Origin of the sequence: Stieleria mannarensis, from assembly GCF_014154935.1 — a bacterium.
GTDB classification, from domain to species: Bacteria; Planctomycetota; Planctomycetia; order Pirellulales; family Pirellulaceae; genus Stieleria; species Stieleria mannarensis.
On the sequence record NZ_JACEHH010000017.1, the window covers coordinates 137,075 to 154,009 of the forward strand.

Annotated in this window: 13 protein-coding genes; 10 read left to right on the forward strand and 3 right to left on the reverse strand. The window is 60.8% G+C overall.

What is annotated here, in order from left to right; translation table 11 throughout:
* Positions 1-220 precede the first annotated feature (220 nt).
* From H1B37_RS13625 to odhB, 6 genes are all read left to right on the forward strand, one after another.
* Positions 221-550 (forward strand): hypothetical protein, encoded by a 330-nt coding sequence (locus H1B37_RS13625; RefSeq protein WP_182867209.1) that lies wholly within the window; start codon positions 221-223, stop codon positions 548-550.
* Positions 547-2,850 carry a hypothetical protein gene (locus H1B37_RS13630; protein WP_182867210.1) on the forward strand — a complete coding sequence of 768 codons (2,304 nt, stop codon included), beginning with the start codon at positions 547-549 and terminating at the stop codon, positions 2,848-2,850. The genes H1B37_RS13625 and H1B37_RS13630 overlap by 4 nt, the downstream gene beginning before the upstream one ends.
* Positions 2,851-2,906: 56 nt before the next feature.
* Entirely contained in the window at positions 2,907-3,833 is a 927-nt protein-coding gene (locus H1B37_RS13635; protein WP_182867228.1) for an ABC transporter ATP-binding protein, read from the forward strand.
* Positions 3,830-5,539: an ABC transporter permease gene (locus H1B37_RS13640; protein WP_182867211.1), complete on the forward strand. Its 1,710-nt coding sequence runs from the start codon at positions 3,830-3,832 to the stop codon at positions 5,537-5,539. The genes H1B37_RS13635 and H1B37_RS13640 overlap by 4 nt, the downstream gene beginning before the upstream one ends.
* Before the next feature lie 62 nt (positions 5,540-5,601).
* A complete protein-coding gene (locus tag H1B37_RS13645) occupies positions 5,602-8,976 on the forward strand; it encodes a DEAD/DEAH box helicase (protein ID WP_353620836.1) in 3,375 nt (1,124 codons plus the stop codon).
* A 136-nt stretch (positions 8,977-9,112) separates the two neighbouring features.
* Positions 9,113-10,384 carry a 2-oxoglutarate dehydrogenase complex dihydrolipoyllysine-residue succinyltransferase gene (gene odhB, locus H1B37_RS13650; protein WP_182867212.1) on the forward strand — a complete coding sequence of 424 codons (1,272 nt, stop codon included), beginning with the start codon at positions 9,113-9,115 and terminating at the stop codon, positions 10,382-10,384.
* A 183-nt stretch (positions 10,385-10,567) separates the two neighbouring features.
* Here odhB and proC read toward each other — a convergent pair whose 3' ends face one another.
* Positions 10,568-11,374 (reverse strand): pyrroline-5-carboxylate reductase, encoded by an 807-nt coding sequence (proC, locus tag H1B37_RS13655; protein ID WP_182867213.1) that lies wholly within the window; start codon positions 11,372-11,374, stop codon positions 10,568-10,570.
* Between the two features lie 204 nt (positions 11,375-11,578).
* On the opposite strand from proC, the gene argB reads away from it, so the two are divergent.
* Both argB and argF read left to right on the forward strand, forming a co-directional pair.
* Positions 11,579-12,442 (forward strand): acetylglutamate kinase, encoded by an 864-nt coding sequence (gene argB, locus H1B37_RS13660; protein ID WP_182867214.1) that lies wholly within the window; start codon positions 11,579-11,581, stop codon positions 12,440-12,442.
* Between the two features lie 59 nt (positions 12,443-12,501).
* Complete coding sequence (gene argF, locus H1B37_RS13665) at positions 12,502-13,437, forward strand: ornithine carbamoyltransferase (protein ID WP_182867215.1); 936 nt, start codon at positions 12,502-12,504, stop codon at positions 13,435-13,437.
* Between the two features lie 128 nt (positions 13,438-13,565).
* Here argF and H1B37_RS13670 read toward each other — a convergent pair whose 3' ends face one another.
* Together H1B37_RS13670 and H1B37_RS13675 are read right to left on the reverse strand one after the other, a co-directional pair.
* The gene (locus H1B37_RS13670) at positions 13,566-14,165 is read right to left on the reverse strand and encodes a hypothetical protein (RefSeq protein ID WP_182867216.1); all 600 of its coding nucleotides are present in this window, start codon (positions 14,163-14,165) and stop codon (positions 13,566-13,568) included.
* On the reverse strand, positions 14,137-14,661 hold the full coding sequence (locus H1B37_RS13675; protein WP_182867217.1) for a four helix bundle protein: 525 nt from the start codon (positions 14,659-14,661) through the stop codon (positions 14,137-14,139). Before H1B37_RS13675 ends, H1B37_RS13670 begins: the two co-directional genes overlap by 29 nt.
* A 486-nt stretch (positions 14,662-15,147) precedes the next feature.
* On the opposite strand from H1B37_RS13675, the gene rph reads away from it, so the two are divergent.
* Entirely contained in the window at positions 15,148-15,843 is a 696-nt protein-coding gene (gene rph / locus H1B37_RS13680) for a ribonuclease PH (RefSeq protein ID WP_182867218.1), read from the forward strand.
* Positions 15,844-15,850: 7 nt separating this feature from the next.
* Positions 15,851-16,879: an L-threonylcarbamoyladenylate synthase gene (locus H1B37_RS13685; RefSeq protein ID WP_182867219.1), complete on the forward strand. Its 1,029-nt coding sequence runs from the start codon at positions 15,851-15,853 to the stop codon at positions 16,877-16,879.
* Positions 16,880-16,935: the final 56 nt, after the last annotated feature.

A 16,935-nucleotide genomic window follows, 5' to 3' on the forward strand; every position in this document is an offset into this window, starting at 1 on the left:
TCACCGTAAAAATCTGGCGGCGTGCAGATCGCGCTGTCCACCCATTTTTTGACCCACCCATTTTTTGACCAATCGCCCCTCTTGCCTGGCTCTGCTCTCCCGGTCTTCATTTTTCTGTCGCCGATTTTTCTGCCAGTTTTCGGCAGTGCTTGCCAGCCGCCGGAGTCGAATGGGATTTGTTATGTTAGGGGAACGATTTGCCCTGGGGAAAGAGAGTCTTATGGCTGACCCGATCACATCCGAACCCTTTTTGCCCAAGATCTCGCTGCGATGGTTGATCGGATTGGTCACCGTGTGCGCCGCGGCGATGGGTGTGGTCCAACAAGCGGTCAGCAACGGACAGCCGTGGGCCGTGCTGGCGACGGTCTTGATCGCCATCGTGACGCTGCCGATGTTGATGTGCGTGGCCACGTTTTCGCTGGCCAGTTTGTTTTCCACGATCGGCTCGGCGGCGATCGGACCCGAGCAACCGGCCAAGGTGTATGTGCCGGCGACACGGATGCCCGATGTCACGCCGGCGCCCGTCAATTGCGACGGCGAGGCCCAATGAGAAAACTTCTTCGCTTGGGCGTCGCGGCGTGCTGGGCGCTGATGATGGTCCCGGCCGCCGCCGAAGAGACCCAGTTGGGGGCGGCACCCTCGAATCCGGCCCAAGCCGGGTTCACGATGTTTGTGATCAGCGAGCGGTTAGGCAACGAGGGGTTTCAGCCGATCACGTTGCGGTTTCAGGCGATCGGCAAGTCGTTCACCCGTCAACGACGACTGCGGATCTTGTTCCGTCCCCGGACCCAATACGCCACAAAAATCGATTTCCAATTCGCATGCGACGTCACCGTTCCCCAAGGTGTCAAGACGTTTGATCAGCCGGTTCTGGTGCCGCACTTTTATCGCTGGGAATCGTGTTCGGTCCAGATCATCGAAGACGGTCGCCGGTTGGGAAAGCTCGCTTCGAAACTGGCCATCCCGCCGAACGTGAAAGACTGGGGGCAATACATGTCGATCGGGATCATGATCCCCCGCGACGCGGCGACCTCCACCGCGGCCTGGGCCCGGTTTCCCGATGTCCGTTCGATCGTGACCGTCTTGGGGGAAGGCCCGATCAGCACCAAAGACGACATCAAACGACTCGGCGACAAACAGGCGCGCAAATTGATCGACGATGTCGTCTATGGCTGGGCGCGGTTCCGGTTGATCGAGGAAGACGCATTGCAGGGCTCGTGGATCGGATACAGCCAGTTGGATCTAATCCTGGCGCCCTATCCGTTGCTGCGACGCATCGAGCAGGAGCAGCCCGAGCGGTCGGCGGAGATCAAACGGTGGGTTTCCGCCGGCGGCCAGATTTGGGCCTACGCGGCGCCACCGCCGGCCGGAGCACCGCCCGCCGGAACACAGCCGGCCGGAGCACCGCCGGCCGGAGCACCGCCGGCCGGAACACCGCCGGCCGGAACACCGCCGGCACAGCCCCCTTCGGCGACATTGTCGGCGAGTTGGCTGGCGGGCGAGCAAATCGATGTCAACAAAGCGATTCGGTACACGGCCAATCCGGCGACGTCCTTGTCGCTCCGAGAGCCCAACGACCTGTCGGCGATCCAGTACCAGCCCTGGAACTACGGTTCGTATTATTCCAACTCCTACGCCTACGGGGCCAGCGAAACGACTCGCAAGTCCGTCTATGAAGATCTGGTGGCGGCCAAGCATCCGATGGTTCAGACGATCCCCCGGGGGAAGCTGGCGGCCGGGTTGGGGGTGATGCCGTACGGTTGGGGACGCGTCGTCCTGATCGACCAAGAGGATCCGTTTCCGGGGTCGTTCCAGTTTTGGAAGGCGCTGGAAATGGACAAGCAGCGCTGGGGCGAACGCAACGGGGTGGAATACGCCACGGGCAACGACAGCTACTGGGCCTGGTTGATGTCGACGGTCGGTCAGCCGCCGGTGACGATGTTTGTCATCCTGAATGGGTTGTTTGTGTTGGTCATGGGGCCGCTGCTGTACTTCGGGTTGCGGCGGCGCGGGCGACTCTACTTGCTGTACTTCCTCGCTCCGACGCTGGCTTTTCTGACCACGATGGGATTGGCTTTTTATGCGTTCCTGTCCGATGGGTTCGACAACCGAGCCCGGATCCGTCAGCTGACCTGGATCGACGGTCGGCATCCGGTCTCGGATGCACGCGAGAACCAGACGCCTCGCTATCCCATCGTCGACCAATCGCGCCAGACCTATTACACCGTGGTCGACAATCAACGGGGGCTGCGGTTTGACGGTGATGCGTTTGTGTTGCCGGTTCATCATTCCGAAATGATGAACACCTACAATTATTACGTCGCCGATGACTCGCGGCCGGGCGAATACCTGATCGACCAGATCGGGAACGATCGACGTTATTCCGGCGACTTTCTACCCACGCGGACTCAGGTCCATTACCTGGTCACGCGGCCCGGCGAAGGCGAGTGCCCGCTGGGGATCACGTTGGGCGGCGATGCGGTGAGGTTGACCAACCACCTGTCCACGCCGTTGTCGATCGTGGGTGTGCGTGACGACAAGGGCAAGTATTGGATCGCCCGCAATGTGGCCGGTGGCGCGACCGTGACGCTCAACAAAGCAGCCTCCAACGTGTTCTTGGAGATCGCAGAGGGCGTGATCGATCCGGATTCGACCCAGATGCCCACGCCGTATCAGAACCGCGTGTCGATGAACGACCGAACCGCGGTCGAAGAGCAGTTGTTGACGTTCACTCGCAATCCGCAGTGGCGATCGTTCTTGGCATTGACGGAGGTCGATGAGGACCAGTTTGCGCTGCGGCAGTGTGTTCAAGACGAATGCGTCCGCATGATCGGAGGGCTGTTGCCGTGACCGACGTGACGATGCACCGCAATGCCGTGGTTCCGCCGACGCCCTGGCAGGGGCCGATGATCGAATTGCAGGATGTGACGCGGTTGTTCGGCAGCACCCGCGCGGTCGACCACGTGTCCTTTATGGTGCCCCGCGGCAGCGTGTTCGGTTACATCGGTCCCAACGGGGCCGGCAAGACGACCAGCATGCGGATCCTGGCCACGCTGGAGTTGCCGACCGAAGGCGACGCGTTTGTCGAAGGCCTGTCCTCGGTCAACGACCCCGACCGTGTCCGCCGGCGATTGGGGTTCATGCCCGATGCCTTCGGTTCCTACAGCGATACGAACTGTGCGGAGTACCTGGATTTTTTCGCACGTTCCAATGGCTTGATCGGCCGCCAACGGACGCGACGGATCCGCTGGGTGATGGACTTTACCGGCCTGCGTTCGATGGCCGAAAAACCGATCACCGGTTTGAGCAAGGGGATGCGGCAACGCCTGTGTCTCGGCCGCGCGCTGATCCACGATCCCTCCGTGTTGATCCTGGATGAACCCGCCGCCGGACTGGACCCCCGCGCCCGGATCGAATTGCGGCACATCATTCGGTCTTTGGCCGCCGACGGAAAGACGATTCTGATCAGCAGCCACATCTTGAGCGAATTGGCCGAGATGTGTGATCGGGTCGGGATCATCGAACAGGGGCGTTTGCTGGCCAACGACACCGTGGCCGGTCTGAAAGGCAACTCGAAGCCGCACCTGGAATTGATCGTCGTCATCGACGGCGAAACGGAAACGGCGAAAACCGTCTTGCAGCAACTGGAGGATGTCTCGGAAGTTGTCGAGCTTAGCGGCTCGCTTCGGTTTCGCATCGATGGCAAACGCGATCGCCAGATCCAGGTGCTGCATCGTTTGTGCGACGCCCGCGTCAACGTGCTGGAATATCGGCTGGTCGACGAGTCGCTGGAGGATTTGTTCTTGAAGGTCACCGCGGGGAACGTGCAATGACCGAGTCACGCCAGCCCGCCCCAGGGGATCATCAGTCGCAAGCCGATGCAGAAGCAGCTCGCGATGTGCCGACGGCGGTTGATGGGACATCGTCGATCGATGCGACGCTTTCGCTCGGCGGCGGCGGCCAGGCGTTCCCCTACCCGGCGCTTGCGCTCGACCCCGAGGGCAGCGGGTGGTGGGGTTGGATCGACCGGGCGACCGAGCGACTGACGAGTTTGTTGAATCCGATTCTGGTCAAGGAAGCCCGTCAATCACTCAAGAGCAAACAGTTTCTGATCACGTTCTTTTGTTTGCTTGCCGCCTCGTGCGCCTGGACGATCATGGGGATCGTGTTCAACGCGCCGGATGTTTATTACATCCCGACCGGCGACACGATGATGATCGGGTACTTTTTGATCCTGTCGATTTCGATGTTCGCCTTTGTCCCCTTGGTGGCGTTTCGATCCCTGGCGGCCGAGTTGGACGAAGGCACGTATGAGATGTTGGCGATCACGCGGCTGACGGCCTGGAGGATCGTCTCGGGCAAGATGAACAGTGCCGTGTTGCAGATGTTGATCTACTTTTCTGCCATCGTGCCCTGCCTGGCGTTCTGTTACCTGTTGCGCGGGATCGGGTTGCTGACGATTTTGTTGGTGGTCGCCATCATCTTTATCATCGCGCTGGTGTTGACCGCGTTGGCGCTGGTGTTGTCGACGTTGGCCAAGGGGCGGACGCTGCAGACGTTTCTACTGGTCGCCTTGGTCGCGTTCATTGTTATCGTCGAGTTTACATGTTGCGGGTTTGTGTTTTCGATGGTTTTGCCGGAGCAGTGGAGCGGAACCTGGTTCGGGTTTTTGTCCTCGTTCACCGTCGCGGCGTCCTTCGTGGTACTGTTCGTCGCCGCGGCGGCGGCTCGGATCGCTCCGGTCACCGAGAACCGATCGACGCGGTTGCGGGCGATTTTGTTTTGCCAACAGGCGATCTGGGTGGTGACGATCGCGTACGCCACGCTGGCGACCGGTGATCTGGCATGGATCAACGAAGGCTTGTTGTACTTGGGGATCTTCTGGTTGCTGGTCGGAATGTTCATGTGCGGCGAGTCGGCGGAGCTTAGCCCCCGCGTCCGCCGCGGGTTGCCGGCGACCTACACGACTCGCATGTTGTTCACGTGGTGGATGCCCGGGCCGGGGACCGGGTTCATGTTCGTCGTCGCGACCGGCGTGGCCGGGCTGGTGGTGCTGGCCGGCGTGGGGACGCTGTGGCGCCAATCGGGGACTGTCCTGGGGGCCGGGCCCGACACACCGGTCGCGATCTTTGCGGCCATGATGATCGGGTACTTGCTGGGGTACCTGGGCGCGATGCGGTTGCTGTCGATGCCGTTTTTAAAGCGGCTGGGGCCGTCCTTTGTCGCCCCGCTGGTTGCGGCGATCGTCGTCTATTTCATGGGCGTGATCGTGCCGGCGATCATCGATGTCACTCTGCGAGGCCGCATATCCATAACCTATTCCGCACTGCATGCGAGCAACTGGATGTGGACCTGGAATGAAGCGTTCAGCGGTCGGGGGCTGCCGGCGGAGGTCGCGATTTTGATCCTGGTGGTCGGGTCGGGCGTGCTGGCGATCAATCTGATCCTGCTGTTCCGCGAGTTTCGACTGCGGAAAATCGCGGTCCCGTTGCGGGTGAAGCAGGATTTCGCCGACCAGTCGGAAAACGAACTCGTCTGATTGAGCGGGCGCTGTTAAATTGCTGCTCGCCTGACGCCCCCTCATCCGAAACGGAGTTCAACGTGTCGCGATCTCAAAGCCAATTGGAAAAACTCCGCAAAGTCCTCGCGTCCCGACGCAGTCCGGGGAACCTCAGCGAGTTGATGTCGCTCTTTGGCGGCGACGATGATTGGTTCGACGAGCCGGTCTTCGATCCACTGGATCCCGACTCGTGGATCGAATGGATGCGAGACATTACGGGCCAGTTTCCCAGTTCGGTTCAATCCGCCCACGTTCGTTCGAAACGGGAACGGTCAAACCGGGCAGAAATTCGAATCGAGCAGGTTTATGACTGCGGCGAAATGCAGGGGACGTGGAGCAAGGACGGGGAGGTCCACAACGTCTATGCATCGGTTGATGAGGAATCTGCGCCGGCCGGATGCGATTGCGAGGAATCTGAGGGGATGAACCCCTGTTTGCACTGCTATCAATTTGTGATTCACGCCATCGAGCGACTGGATCAGGATCGGAGCTTGCGGGCCAAGATCGAGCGTGATGAGATGCTGTCGGGGGAACCGCCGCGGGAATCGTTTTTGCCCGATCCATCGACGATCGCCATCGCCCAGCTGAATCAAATCGTTGCCGACCAAACCGACCTGTTTTCGGATGTCGTCGATCGCGATGACGATCTGCTTCCGCCGCTTGCCGACTCGGTCCCGCAGCGTGTGCTGTGGGATTTCAGTGAGAGCAGCGGAGGGTATCTGTCGGTCCAACCACTGCTTCAGCAAAAAAAGAAACGCGGCGACGGGTACACCAAAGGCAAGAAGATTCGGCTGGACCACCTGCTGAATGATCGTTCGATTCCGTTGTCCGAAGCCGACGAGCGGGTGGTGGACCTGATCGAGCGGGACACGAGCTACTACAGCCAGTACTCGTATCAATTAGATCCGGTGGCCGCGATCGAACAGCTCGTCGGGCAGGACAACGTTGCGTGGGAGAAGGAACCGGTCCGTGTGCTGCCCTATCCCAACTACCTTTCCATCGGATCGGCCGACGATAAGTTTCGTGTTCTGTTCTGCGACGAAACGGGCGGCAGCATTTTCACCAAAGTGCTTGCATCGCGTGAGTCTTTCTTGCGATTCGACCTGGACAACAACGCGATCTTGGTCGGCCGCACGACAGAGACGGATTCTGAATTGATTCGGTCGTTGGCTCAGTTGCCGCCGGTTGCCAAGGGGCGCCTGGACGATTTGGTTCAGCCGTTGGTCAAGTTTCAAAAACGACTGTCCATTCTGTTGCCGCCTTCGATCGCCGGTTCGATCCAGGCCGGTGAGGGCCGCCCGGCGATCCTGCTGCGCAGCCGCGCCGACGGCCGACTGGATTTCGGGATCCGTATCCGCGACGCGGCCGGGGTGTTGCGGCGACCGTTGTCCGACCCGATGGTGGTCGCCACCGAACGCGATGGCCAGAAAGTGCAACTCGTTCGCTCGGTGACGCGCGAATCCGAACAGATCGACCGGTTGCTCAGCCGTTGGGGATTGTCGATCGATCCCGAAGACGGGTTCGGGACGATCGAAGATTTTGGCGTCGCGTTGCGGTTGATCGAGGACCTGCAATCGCCCGACAGCGACGTCGAAGTGTTGTGGGATCGCACGGGTGAGAAACCGGTCTCGGTGCTCGGCAATCTGTCCAGCAGCAACGTCAAGGTCGACATCACCAACAAACGCAACTGGTTCGGAATCACCGGCGAGTGCACCTTCGGCGAGCATTCGATGCCGCTGGGTGACTTGATCAACGGGCTTCCCGACGACGACCAAGCGGGCATCGGCGATTACATCAAACTGGCCGACGGGCAGTGGGCCAGGATCTCCGCGGGGCTGCGTCAGCGGCTCAAGAAGTTGCAGGCGGCGACGCACACCGATCGCAAGACGCTTAAACTGGACGCGACCGCGGCCCCGGCGATCCGTGAACTGGTCGATGCCGACGTCGCCGTCAAAGCCAGTCGGGCGTGGGAGAAGTGCGTCAAACGCCTGGCCAAAGCGGAAAAGCTGGACCCGGCCGTGCCGAAAGGCTTGGATGCCGATTTGCGGGATTACCAAGTCGACGGCTACAAGTGGCTGCGGAAATTGGCCGAGTGGGGCGTCGGCGGAATCTTGGCCGACGACATGGGCCTTGGCAAAACCCTGCAAACCCTGGCCGTCCTGTTGGATCGATCCGCCGACGGCCCGGCGCTGGTGATCGCGCCGACCAGTGTCGGATTCAATTGGCAGCGAGAAGCCGAGCGATTCGCCCCCGATTTGGACGTTCACTTGTACCGAGAAACCGAACGCGGCGAGTTCCTGCCTTCGGTCGGCCCCGGATCGCTTGTGATCTGTAGCTACGGTTTGGCGTTGCGAGACGCCGAGGCGCTGGCCGGCGTGAACTGGTCGACGATGGTGTTGGACGAAGCCCAGGCGATCAAGAACAGCCGCAGCAAAACCAGCAAGGCGATCGCCGGGATTGATGCCGATTGGACGGTCGCGCTGACGGGAACGCCGGTGGAAAACCATCTCGGTGAATTGTGGAGCCTGTTCCACGTCGTGTCGCCGGGCGTCTTCGGCGGCTGGGAACACTTTCGCAAACGCTTCGCCGCCCCGATCGAAAAGGAAGCCAGCCAGCCGGCACGACGGGCGCTGGCCGAACGATTGAAACCCTTCGTGTTGCGGCGGACCAAATCCGAAGTATTGACGGAATTGCCGCCCCGCACGGAGATGAACCTGTACGTGGACCTGAGCCCGGCCGAACGTGCCGAGTACGAGAAGGTTCGCTTGGCGGCGATCGGCGAAATCGATTCCATCGAAGCCCTGCCGCACATCCAAGACCAACGCTTCAAGATCCTGGCCCTGATGACCCGGCTGCGGCAAATCGCCTGCCATGCCGGGTTGGTCAACAAGCAGTGGACCGATTCCTCGGCCAAACTGGACCAGCTTTGTGAGACCCTGGACAGCTTGCGCGAAGAAGGCCACCGGGCGCTCGTGTTTAGCCAATTCACCGAGCACCTGGGGTTGATCCGCAAGGCACTCGACGAGCGTGGATTCAGCTACCAGTACTTGGACGGATCAACGCCGGCCAAGGCCCGCCAGGTGGCCGTCGACGAATTCCAATCCGGCAGCGCCGACGTCTTCCTGATCTCGCTCAAAGCCGGCGGAACCGGGTTGAATCTGACCGCGGCCGATTACGTGATCCACATGGACCCGTGGTGGAATCCGGCCGTCGAAGACCAGGCGACCGACCGGGCCCACCGGATGGGGCAAGACAAACCGGTGATGGTGTACCGCATCGTCGCCCGGGGCACGATCGAAGAAGAGATTCTGGCGCTGCACGAATCCAAACGCGATCTCGTCGCCGGGGTGATGGAGGGGACCGAGGCCGCCGCCAAGCTGTCCAACGACGACCTGATTCGCATGCTCCGCGGCTGACAAACGCCTCCTTTCTCTGCGGCCCCGTCGATGACACTGCGACTCCGGCTGGTTATCCTGTCGGCGGCCCGTCGCTCGGCGGCGCAGCCCGAGAAACCAATGTCGAAGTCCAATCCTGTATGGGAAGCCGGAAACCGTGAGCGAAATCGTAGACGTCGAAGTGCCGACCGTGGGTGAATCCATCACCGAAGTCCAACTGGGCACCTGGATCAAATCCGAAGGCGACTGGGTCGACGAGGGCGAAGATCTTGTCGAGATTGAAACGGAAAAGGCCTCGGTCCAGCTTCCCGCCCCGGCCGCGGGATTCTTGGAAAATATCAGCAAGGAATCGGAAGACTTTGCCGAGATCGGGGAGGTGATTGCAAAAATCCGCGTCGCCCCGCGTCCCGACGGAGACGACGCCCCTGCCGGCGGTGGGGGCGAGGCCGAGTCGTCAAGCTCACCGGCGAGCTCCGCCGGGGCGGAGGCCAGTTTTGTGATGCCGGCCGCCCAACGGCTGCTGGACGAAAACGGGTTGTCCGCGTCCGACGTCCCGGCAAGTGGCCCCGGCGGACGATTGCTCAAGGAAGACGTCCTGAAGTTTCTCGATCAAGGCGGGGCAAAGTCTAAGCCGAAACCGCAAGAAAAGCCTCCGGCGTCAAAACCCGCCGCGTCGACCGCCGTCGCGACAAGCAAACCGGCCAGCACCCTGGTCACCGGCGCGCCCGATCGCAGCGAAGAGGTCAAACCGCTCAGCATGCTCCGTCGCACGATCGCGTCGCGGCTGGTCAGCGCCCAACAGACCGCGGCACTGTTGACGACGTTCAACGAAATCGACATGAAGCCCGTGATGGATCTGCGCAAAAAGTACAAAGACGCCTTCCAGGAAAAGCACGGCGTCAAGCTCGGCTTCATGTCGTTCTTTGCCAAAGCCAGCGTCGAAGCGCTGCGACGATTCCCCGCCGTCAACGCGGAAATCCGTGACGACAGCGCGATCTATCGCAACTACCAGGACATCGGGATCGCGATGGGCGGCGGCAAGGGACTGGTCGTGCCGATCGTCCGCAACACCGAACGCTTGTCCTTTGCCGAAATCGAGTGGACGATCGCCGACTTTGCCAAGCAGGCGGTCGAAAACCGGTTGCAAGCCGAAGACTTGATCGGCGGAACGTTCACGATCAGCAACGGTGGGATCTACGGATCACTGCTCAGCACCCCGATCGTCAACCCGCCGCAAAGCGGTATCTTGGGACTGCACTCGATCCAGGACCGTCCCGTGGCGATCGACGGCAAAGTCGAGATCCGGCCGATGATGTACGTCGCGCTGACCTACGACCACCGCATCGTCGACGGACGCGAAGCCGTCAGCTTCTTGCGCACGATCAAAGAAGTGATCGAAGACCCGGCGCGGCTGTTCTTGGAGCTTTAAGAGAGTTTCAGGTTTTCGAGTTCCAAGTCAGTTGCCGGCTGGCTGGAAGATGGGTTGGTCAAAAAATGGGAGAATCCTGCGGGGGTCTCTCGCGGCGGTCGGGCGACCGCCGGTTATTTTTTGACCATTCCGCCTGTTCCCAGGCGACGTCGCCGGAACGCGGCAGAAACCAGAAACCTTAATTTAACCCAACTCCCCGCTGCGTCGGGCGCTGGTTTCGACCGCGTTGATCAGCGCCGCCCGCAGCCCCTTTTCTTCGAGAACTTTCAGTGCGGCGATGGTGGTGCCGCCGGGGCTGGCGACGGCGTCCTTGAGTTCGCCGGGGTGGCGACCGGTTTCCATCACCATCTTGGCGGTGCCCAGGACCGTTTGGGCGGCCAGCGTCATCGCCAGCGGTCGGGGCAATCCGGCCAGCACGCCGCCATCGGCCAGGGCTTCGATCACCAGACAGATGTACGCCGGCCCGGAACCGCTCAATCCGGTCACCGCGTCCATTTGGTTTTCGGCCACTTGTGCGACGGTTCCGACGCCCGCCAACGCTTGCCGGATCCACTGGCAATCCTCGTCCGTCACGCCCGCCGCGGCGCAAAACGCGCTCGCTCCGGCACCGACCAGACTGGGTGTGTTGGGCATCACGCGGATGACACGCTGGTGACCGGCGTGGTCGCAAAGCGTCTTCAGCGGGACGCCGGCGGCGATCGAAACGACCAGCCTGGGCCGGTCGACCGATTTCGCGAATTCCGCAGCCACGTCGGGAACCAGGTACGGTTTGACGGCCAGCAAAAAGACGTCTGCCCCGGCGGCGTGGTCACCGATTTGCTCGCCCGTGGCGACGTCCGGGTGCTGTTCGGCCCACCACTGCCGGCACGGGCCGCTGGGGTCGATGATCGTCATTTGCTCGGCCGCAGCGAAGCCGGAGGAGAGCATTCCGCCGACCAGGGCACGTCCCATTTGCCCCCCGCCGATGACAACGACATTCGCTTTCTTCATCAAGATTTCTTCTCCGTAGGATGCATTCGCTGTTCGGCTAGGGGGCCGGATTGTCGCCCGCGGCGCGGATCTTTCCGGATACCTGGGGCCATCGGGCCGGCACGCAATTGACCCCCATCGGGCGGGCACCTAGCATGGTCCGTTTTTCGTTTCGCCCATTTCGACATGCACAGTTTAACCTTCCCACGGTCTGGAGTCTCCCGCGTGCAAGAAGCGATTGCCAAAGCAGATACCCTCATCGAAGCGATGGGATGGATTCGCAAGTTCCGCGGCAAGACGACCGTGATCAAGCTGGGCGGCAGCGTCCTGGATGACGAAAACGCCCTGATGCACATCTTGTTGGATGTGATCTTCATGGAAACGGTGGGCATGAAACCGGTCGTCGTCCACGGCGGGGGGAAAGCGATCAACCGCGCCTTGGCCGAATCCAACGTCGAACCGAAGTTCATTCACGGCCGCCGTTACACCGATGATTCGACGTTGGAGGTCGTGCGGCGGGTGTTGGCCGGTGAGGTCAATCAATTTTTGACCGACGAGATCGAACGGCTCGGCGGCCGGGCGATGAATCTGTCGGTGCACAGCACCAACGTGTTGTTCGGCGAACAATTGAAACTCGACAGCGGCGAAGACTTGGGGCACGTCGGCCGGGTGACCGAGGTCGACCGCAGCGTCATCGAAGGGCTGTTGTACACCGACCAGGTCCCGGTGATCCCCAGTTTTTGCGAGGGCAAAGATGGGCGTTGCTACAACGTCAACGCAGACACCGCGGCGATGGCGGTCGCCCAGGCACTCGGGGCCGAAAAACTGGTTTTCCTTTCCGACGTCAACGGCGTTCGCATGGACAAGGATGATCCCGACACGATCATCCACTCGCTCAGCGAAACCGAAGCCCGCGCACTGATCGACTCCGGACACATCGCCTCGGGTATGATTCCCAAAGTCGAAGCGTGTTTGGAAACGCTCGGCCGGGGCGTCGGCAAGGTCCACATCGTCGACGGACGATTGCGACATTCGCTGCTGTTGGAAATTTACACCTCCGAAGGCGTCGGTACCGAAATCTACAAGTAACTCACCGTGTCTTGCCTTGGCACGTTTCTCATCACGCTGGAAAGTGAGCCGTTCTTCTCATGCAACACTTCCTATCCCTGTTCGACATCAGCCCCGAAGACTTGAAGCTGATTCTGAGGACAGCCGGCGTCGTCAAACAAAAGTTGGCCGCCGGTGATCGTCCCAACATCTTGAAAAACCAGGTCATCGCGCTGCTGTTCGAAAAACCGAGTCTCCGCACCCGAGTCAGTTTCGAGGCCGGAATGGCGCAGCTGGGCGGCGAGAGTCTGTTTCTCGGATCCGATGTCGGTTGGGGAAAACGCGAGTCACCGTCGGACTTTACCAACGTGCTCGGCCAATTCGTCGACGCCGTCGTGTGTCGCGCCAAGCAGCACGCCCAGGTCGAGTTGTTGGCCAGCTATGACGCCATGCCGATCATCAACGGGCTGACCGATCTGTGTCATCCCTGCCAAGCATTGGCGGACGTCTTGACGATCGAAGAGGCGTTCGGGTCCTACGCCGGCAAACATCTGGTGTTCGTCGGTGATGGCAACAACGTGTCACAGTCGCTGGCGCTGATCTGTGCGATGTTGGACATGCGGTTCACATTGGCCTGTCCCGAAGGCTACGAGATGGATGCGGATTGGTTGGCAAAGATCAATGCCAGCTACCCGAACGCCCAGATTGAAACGCTGCATGACCCCGCCGCCGCCGTGAAAACGGCCGATGCGATCTACACCGACGTTTGGACCAGCATGGGGCAGGAAGCCGAGGTGGTCGCGCGTCGCCAGGCGTTCAAGGCGTTCCAGTTGAACAAGACGTTGCTCGACGCCGCCCCGTCGACGGCCCGTGTGTTGCACTGCTTGCCGGCCGTCCGCGGCGAGGAGATCACCGACGAGGTGATCGACGGGGAACAAAGCGACATCGTCCGTCAGGCCGGAAACCGGATGCACGCCCAAAAAGGTTTGTTGGTCTGGCTGCTCGGCCGCGATTGGATCAGCAAACACGTCCGTTGACGGCAAGAGCTCATCGGAAACGAACCCTCCAATCACTCACCTCACGTGAGCGGACGTCCTCCGCGCGTCACTGACCAACAACGAAGTCCCTGGCTTCATGATTCGGCCAGCAGCGTCAACGGCTGGGATTAGGGGGCCCTCTGTGCCCGACGGTTGTAGCGTTGGACGATTCTCTTGCCTTCCTCGTCAGCCAGGAACCGGCAATTTTCGATAAACCTATCCATAAACTCCGTCTCAGAACGCGCAGACACGCGTTCCAAGCGACGCTCGGATTCGAATTCCATTTCGTTTTGTGACCACGTTCGTCTCAACTTGATCGACGTTGCATTGTCGCCCAACTGCAGCGTCCACGTTTGCTGAACTCCTTGAGCATCTGCGGTTTCTACGATCCACCCCTCTGCTGTGCTCTTAGCACACTTGACGTGGGCCGTAGTCGCATGCCACCAAGGATCCCCTGCCTTGTAGAAGGTGATGATGGACTTCTCGGTGATGAGAATATAACGCCAGTGCGGATCGTTTTTCCTGACTTTCCCTTGAACGCGAACGCTCGACTGGGACTCAGTGATGCGCCAAAATCCCGGCGACGGAAGTGCATCACCCGATGATTCGGCTGCAACCGCGGATTGAAGTGCCAATATCAGCGTGCTCGTTGTAAAGACTTTCAAGCAGTCGTGCATCGCATCATTCGTACGGCGGCCGTCACCCAGGACGAACGATTGATTTTCCATTTGTAAAACCGCGCAAGCCGTCCTCAGGTGGACGGCCTGGTTCTGGCTTCCTGCCTTCGTCGTACTTGTACTCGTACTCAGCATCGCGGTACTCGTACTCGACTCCCGCAGTGTGCTTGACAGCTGGCTCGCCCACAGTATCCGAGCGTGCAATGAGACGAGTTAACATTGAAACGATCCGGTGGAGCGTTCGTCTAAGTTCACCGTGTCGATCATCGCCCAGTCCGTCGGTCGCAGCAAGAACGTCTTGAACCGCAACACACTCTAGCGCCGAACCGCGAGCGATATCAAGAAAGCGGCTTCGATCTTTTAGGCTGCGTTTGCCATTGCCCTCGGCGATATTCAGCGGAATCGATTGTGCCGCGCGAAGCCATTGATCGCGAGCATGACGATGACAGCCGTTCAAATCCTTGGCGGCGGCGAACGATGAAGCAACGTATTCAATCGAAAGGCGATAAACGTCCAATCGATCGTGGTCGAAGATTGGTTCGGTCATTGGTGCCCCGATTCGAGTAGGAGGACGAGTACCGGCCTGCGCCCTGAGTACGAGTACGAGTACGATTTTTTACATGGCAGAACTTGTTCATTACCCGGTCTCGTAGGCCGGGGGGGTTATCGGCCGTCTTATCCCCGGCCCGGCGATCAGTGATCCTCGAATTATCCTGTTTTCTGATAAGATTGCAATGCAATGGGGTTATCGAATCCCCTCCACAGAGAAGCGGATCGGCAATCAATGATTGCGGCTGTGAAGGCTTGCAGAAGTGGCTTCAAGGATGTAGCAATGTCCATCGAAAGCGACAACCGTGTTACGCTTGATGACCACGGATGAGAGTCTGCTAACCTTGAGCCGGCTTGCTTCATCAACGTTTGCGAGCAAGCAACTTTAAACTGCTTCATTCGCCCCAAGAATTCAGCGGAAGTGCCCGGACGCTCCCGCGAATCTGCTGCTAATCTCACACAAATTACCCCACACAGCCCCTTCATGCGTCCCGACGATCAACTCCGTCCGGTCGAGATCCAACTCGGCTACCTCGCCCATCATCCCGCCAACGTCCTCTACAAATCCGGCAACACGATCGTCCTGTGCACCGCTTCGGTGGAACCGAGTGTTCCGCCGTGGATGGAAGGCAAGGGCAAGGGCTGGGTCACCGCGGAGTACAACATGTTGCCCGGCAGCACCGTGCCGCGGAAGCGACGTGAACGCAGCAAGGTCGACGGACGGACGACAGAGATCCAGCGTTTGATCGGCCGCTCGTTGCGCGCCGTCGTGGATCTGAAAGCACTCGGCGAACGCTCCATCGTCGTCGATTGTGACGTTTTGCAAGCCGACGGCGGAACGCGGACCGCGTCGATCACCGGCGGGTTCATCGCGCTGGCCAAAGCGGTGATGAATGAATTGCCCGACGCGAAGATCGGCCAAGGCCCGCTCCGCGACTCCATCGCCGCAATCAGCGTCGGTGTCATCAAGGACACCGTCAAACTGGATCTCGACTACGAACTCGATTTCGCCGCCGACGTCGACATGAACGTGGTCATGACCGGCAGCGGCAAGTTCGTCGAAATCCAAGGCACCGGCGAAGAAGCCACCTTCGACGACGACCAACTGGCCTCCATGCTGGCGATGGCCCGAAAGGGGATCGCCGAACTGACGACCATGCAACGCGATCTGATCGGCTGAGCGTCCCGTGGCCGATTCCAAGATCAAATCCGCCTCGGCCGCTTCGATCGCTGAAGCCGCCAAACTGCTCGCCGACGGACAACTGGTCGGCGTGCCCACCGAAACCGTTTACGGCTTGGCCGCCGATGCCACCAATCCCGCTGCGGTTCGAAAGATCTTTCAGGCCAAAGGTCGGCCGGCGAACAACCCGCTGATCATGCACGTCGAATCGGCTCTGGCGGCCCGCCGCTGGGTCCGCGTCGACGATCCCGAGTGGCTGGCCGACCAGTGGCAGCGCGCCGCGACGTTCTGGCCCGGTCCGTTGACCGTCGTGGTTCCCCGCTCGGGCGACGTGGTCGATGAAGTCACCGCCGGGGCGCCGACCGTGGCCGTCCGCGTCCCCAGCCATCCGGTGATGCGATCCCTATTGGCCGCGTGCGACTTTCCCATCGCCGCGCCCAGTGCCAACCCGTCCAACTACGTCAGCCCGACTTCGGCCGAACATGTCCGGCAAGGGCTCGGCGACAAAGTCGCGATGATCCTGGACGGCGGGGAGTGCCAGTGTGGACTGGAGTCGACGATCATCCGCCTGCAAAGCGACGGGGTAGAACTGCTCCGCCCGGGAAGCATCTCGGTCGAACAACTGCAAGCCGCCTTTGGCGCGGTCATCGCCGCACGCGTGACCGAAAAGAACACGGCTGCCGCCGACGCCCCTTCAACCAATCCACCTGCCGCGATGCCCGCACCCGGCATGTTGGCCAAGCACTATTCACCGACCAAACCGCTGCGGGTCGTCGGGAGTTGGCAACCCGAGGAAATCGAACCGGCTCGGGTCGCCCGAATCAGCTTCGCCCCACTGCCTCGCAGCGAGGCGGCAAGTTTCGGCTGGTATCGATCGCTCAGCGAGACGGGCGATCTGCACGAAGTCGCCCGGAACCTGTTCACGGCGATCCGCCAAGCCGACGCGACGCCATGCGAGTGGATTGTGATCGACCGGTGCGATCGCACCGGCATCGGCCGAGCCATCATGGACCGCATCGACCGCGCCTCCGGTTAGTCGGCTGGCCCCGCTGGACAGCGCCCGGGGGCGGTCCCGCCTAGGGCGATCAACGT

Coding starts and splice junctions, on each gene's coding strand:
- rph (WP_182867218.1), top strand. CDS start 15,148: ATGCGTCCCGACGATCAACTCCGTCCGGTCGAGATCCAACTCGGCTAC.
- H1B37_RS13640 (WP_182867211.1), top strand. CDS start 3,830: ATGACCGAGTCACGCCAGCCCGCCCCAGGGGATCATCAGTCGCAAGCC.
- argF (WP_182867215.1), top strand. CDS start 12,502: ATGCAACACTTCCTATCCCTGTTCGACATCAGCCCCGAAGACTTGAAG.
- H1B37_RS13625 (WP_182867209.1), top strand. CDS start 221: ATGGCTGACCCGATCACATCCGAACCCTTTTTGCCCAAGATCTCGCTG.
- H1B37_RS13635 (WP_182867228.1), top strand. CDS start 2,907: ATGATCGAATTGCAGGATGTGACGCGGTTGTTCGGCAGCACCCGCGCG.
- proC (WP_182867213.1), bottom strand. CDS start 11,374: ATGAAGAAAGCGAATGTCGTTGTCATCGGCGGGGGGCAAATGGGACGT.
- H1B37_RS13675 (WP_182867217.1), bottom strand. CDS start 14,661: ATGACCGAACCAATCTTCGACCACGATCGATTGGACGTTTATCGCCTT.
- H1B37_RS13670 (WP_182867216.1), bottom strand. CDS start 14,165: ATGGAAAATCAATCGTTCGTCCTGGGTGACGGCCGCCGTACGAATGAT.
- H1B37_RS13630 (WP_182867210.1), top strand. CDS start 547: ATGAGAAAACTTCTTCGCTTGGGCGTCGCGGCGTGCTGGGCGCTGATG.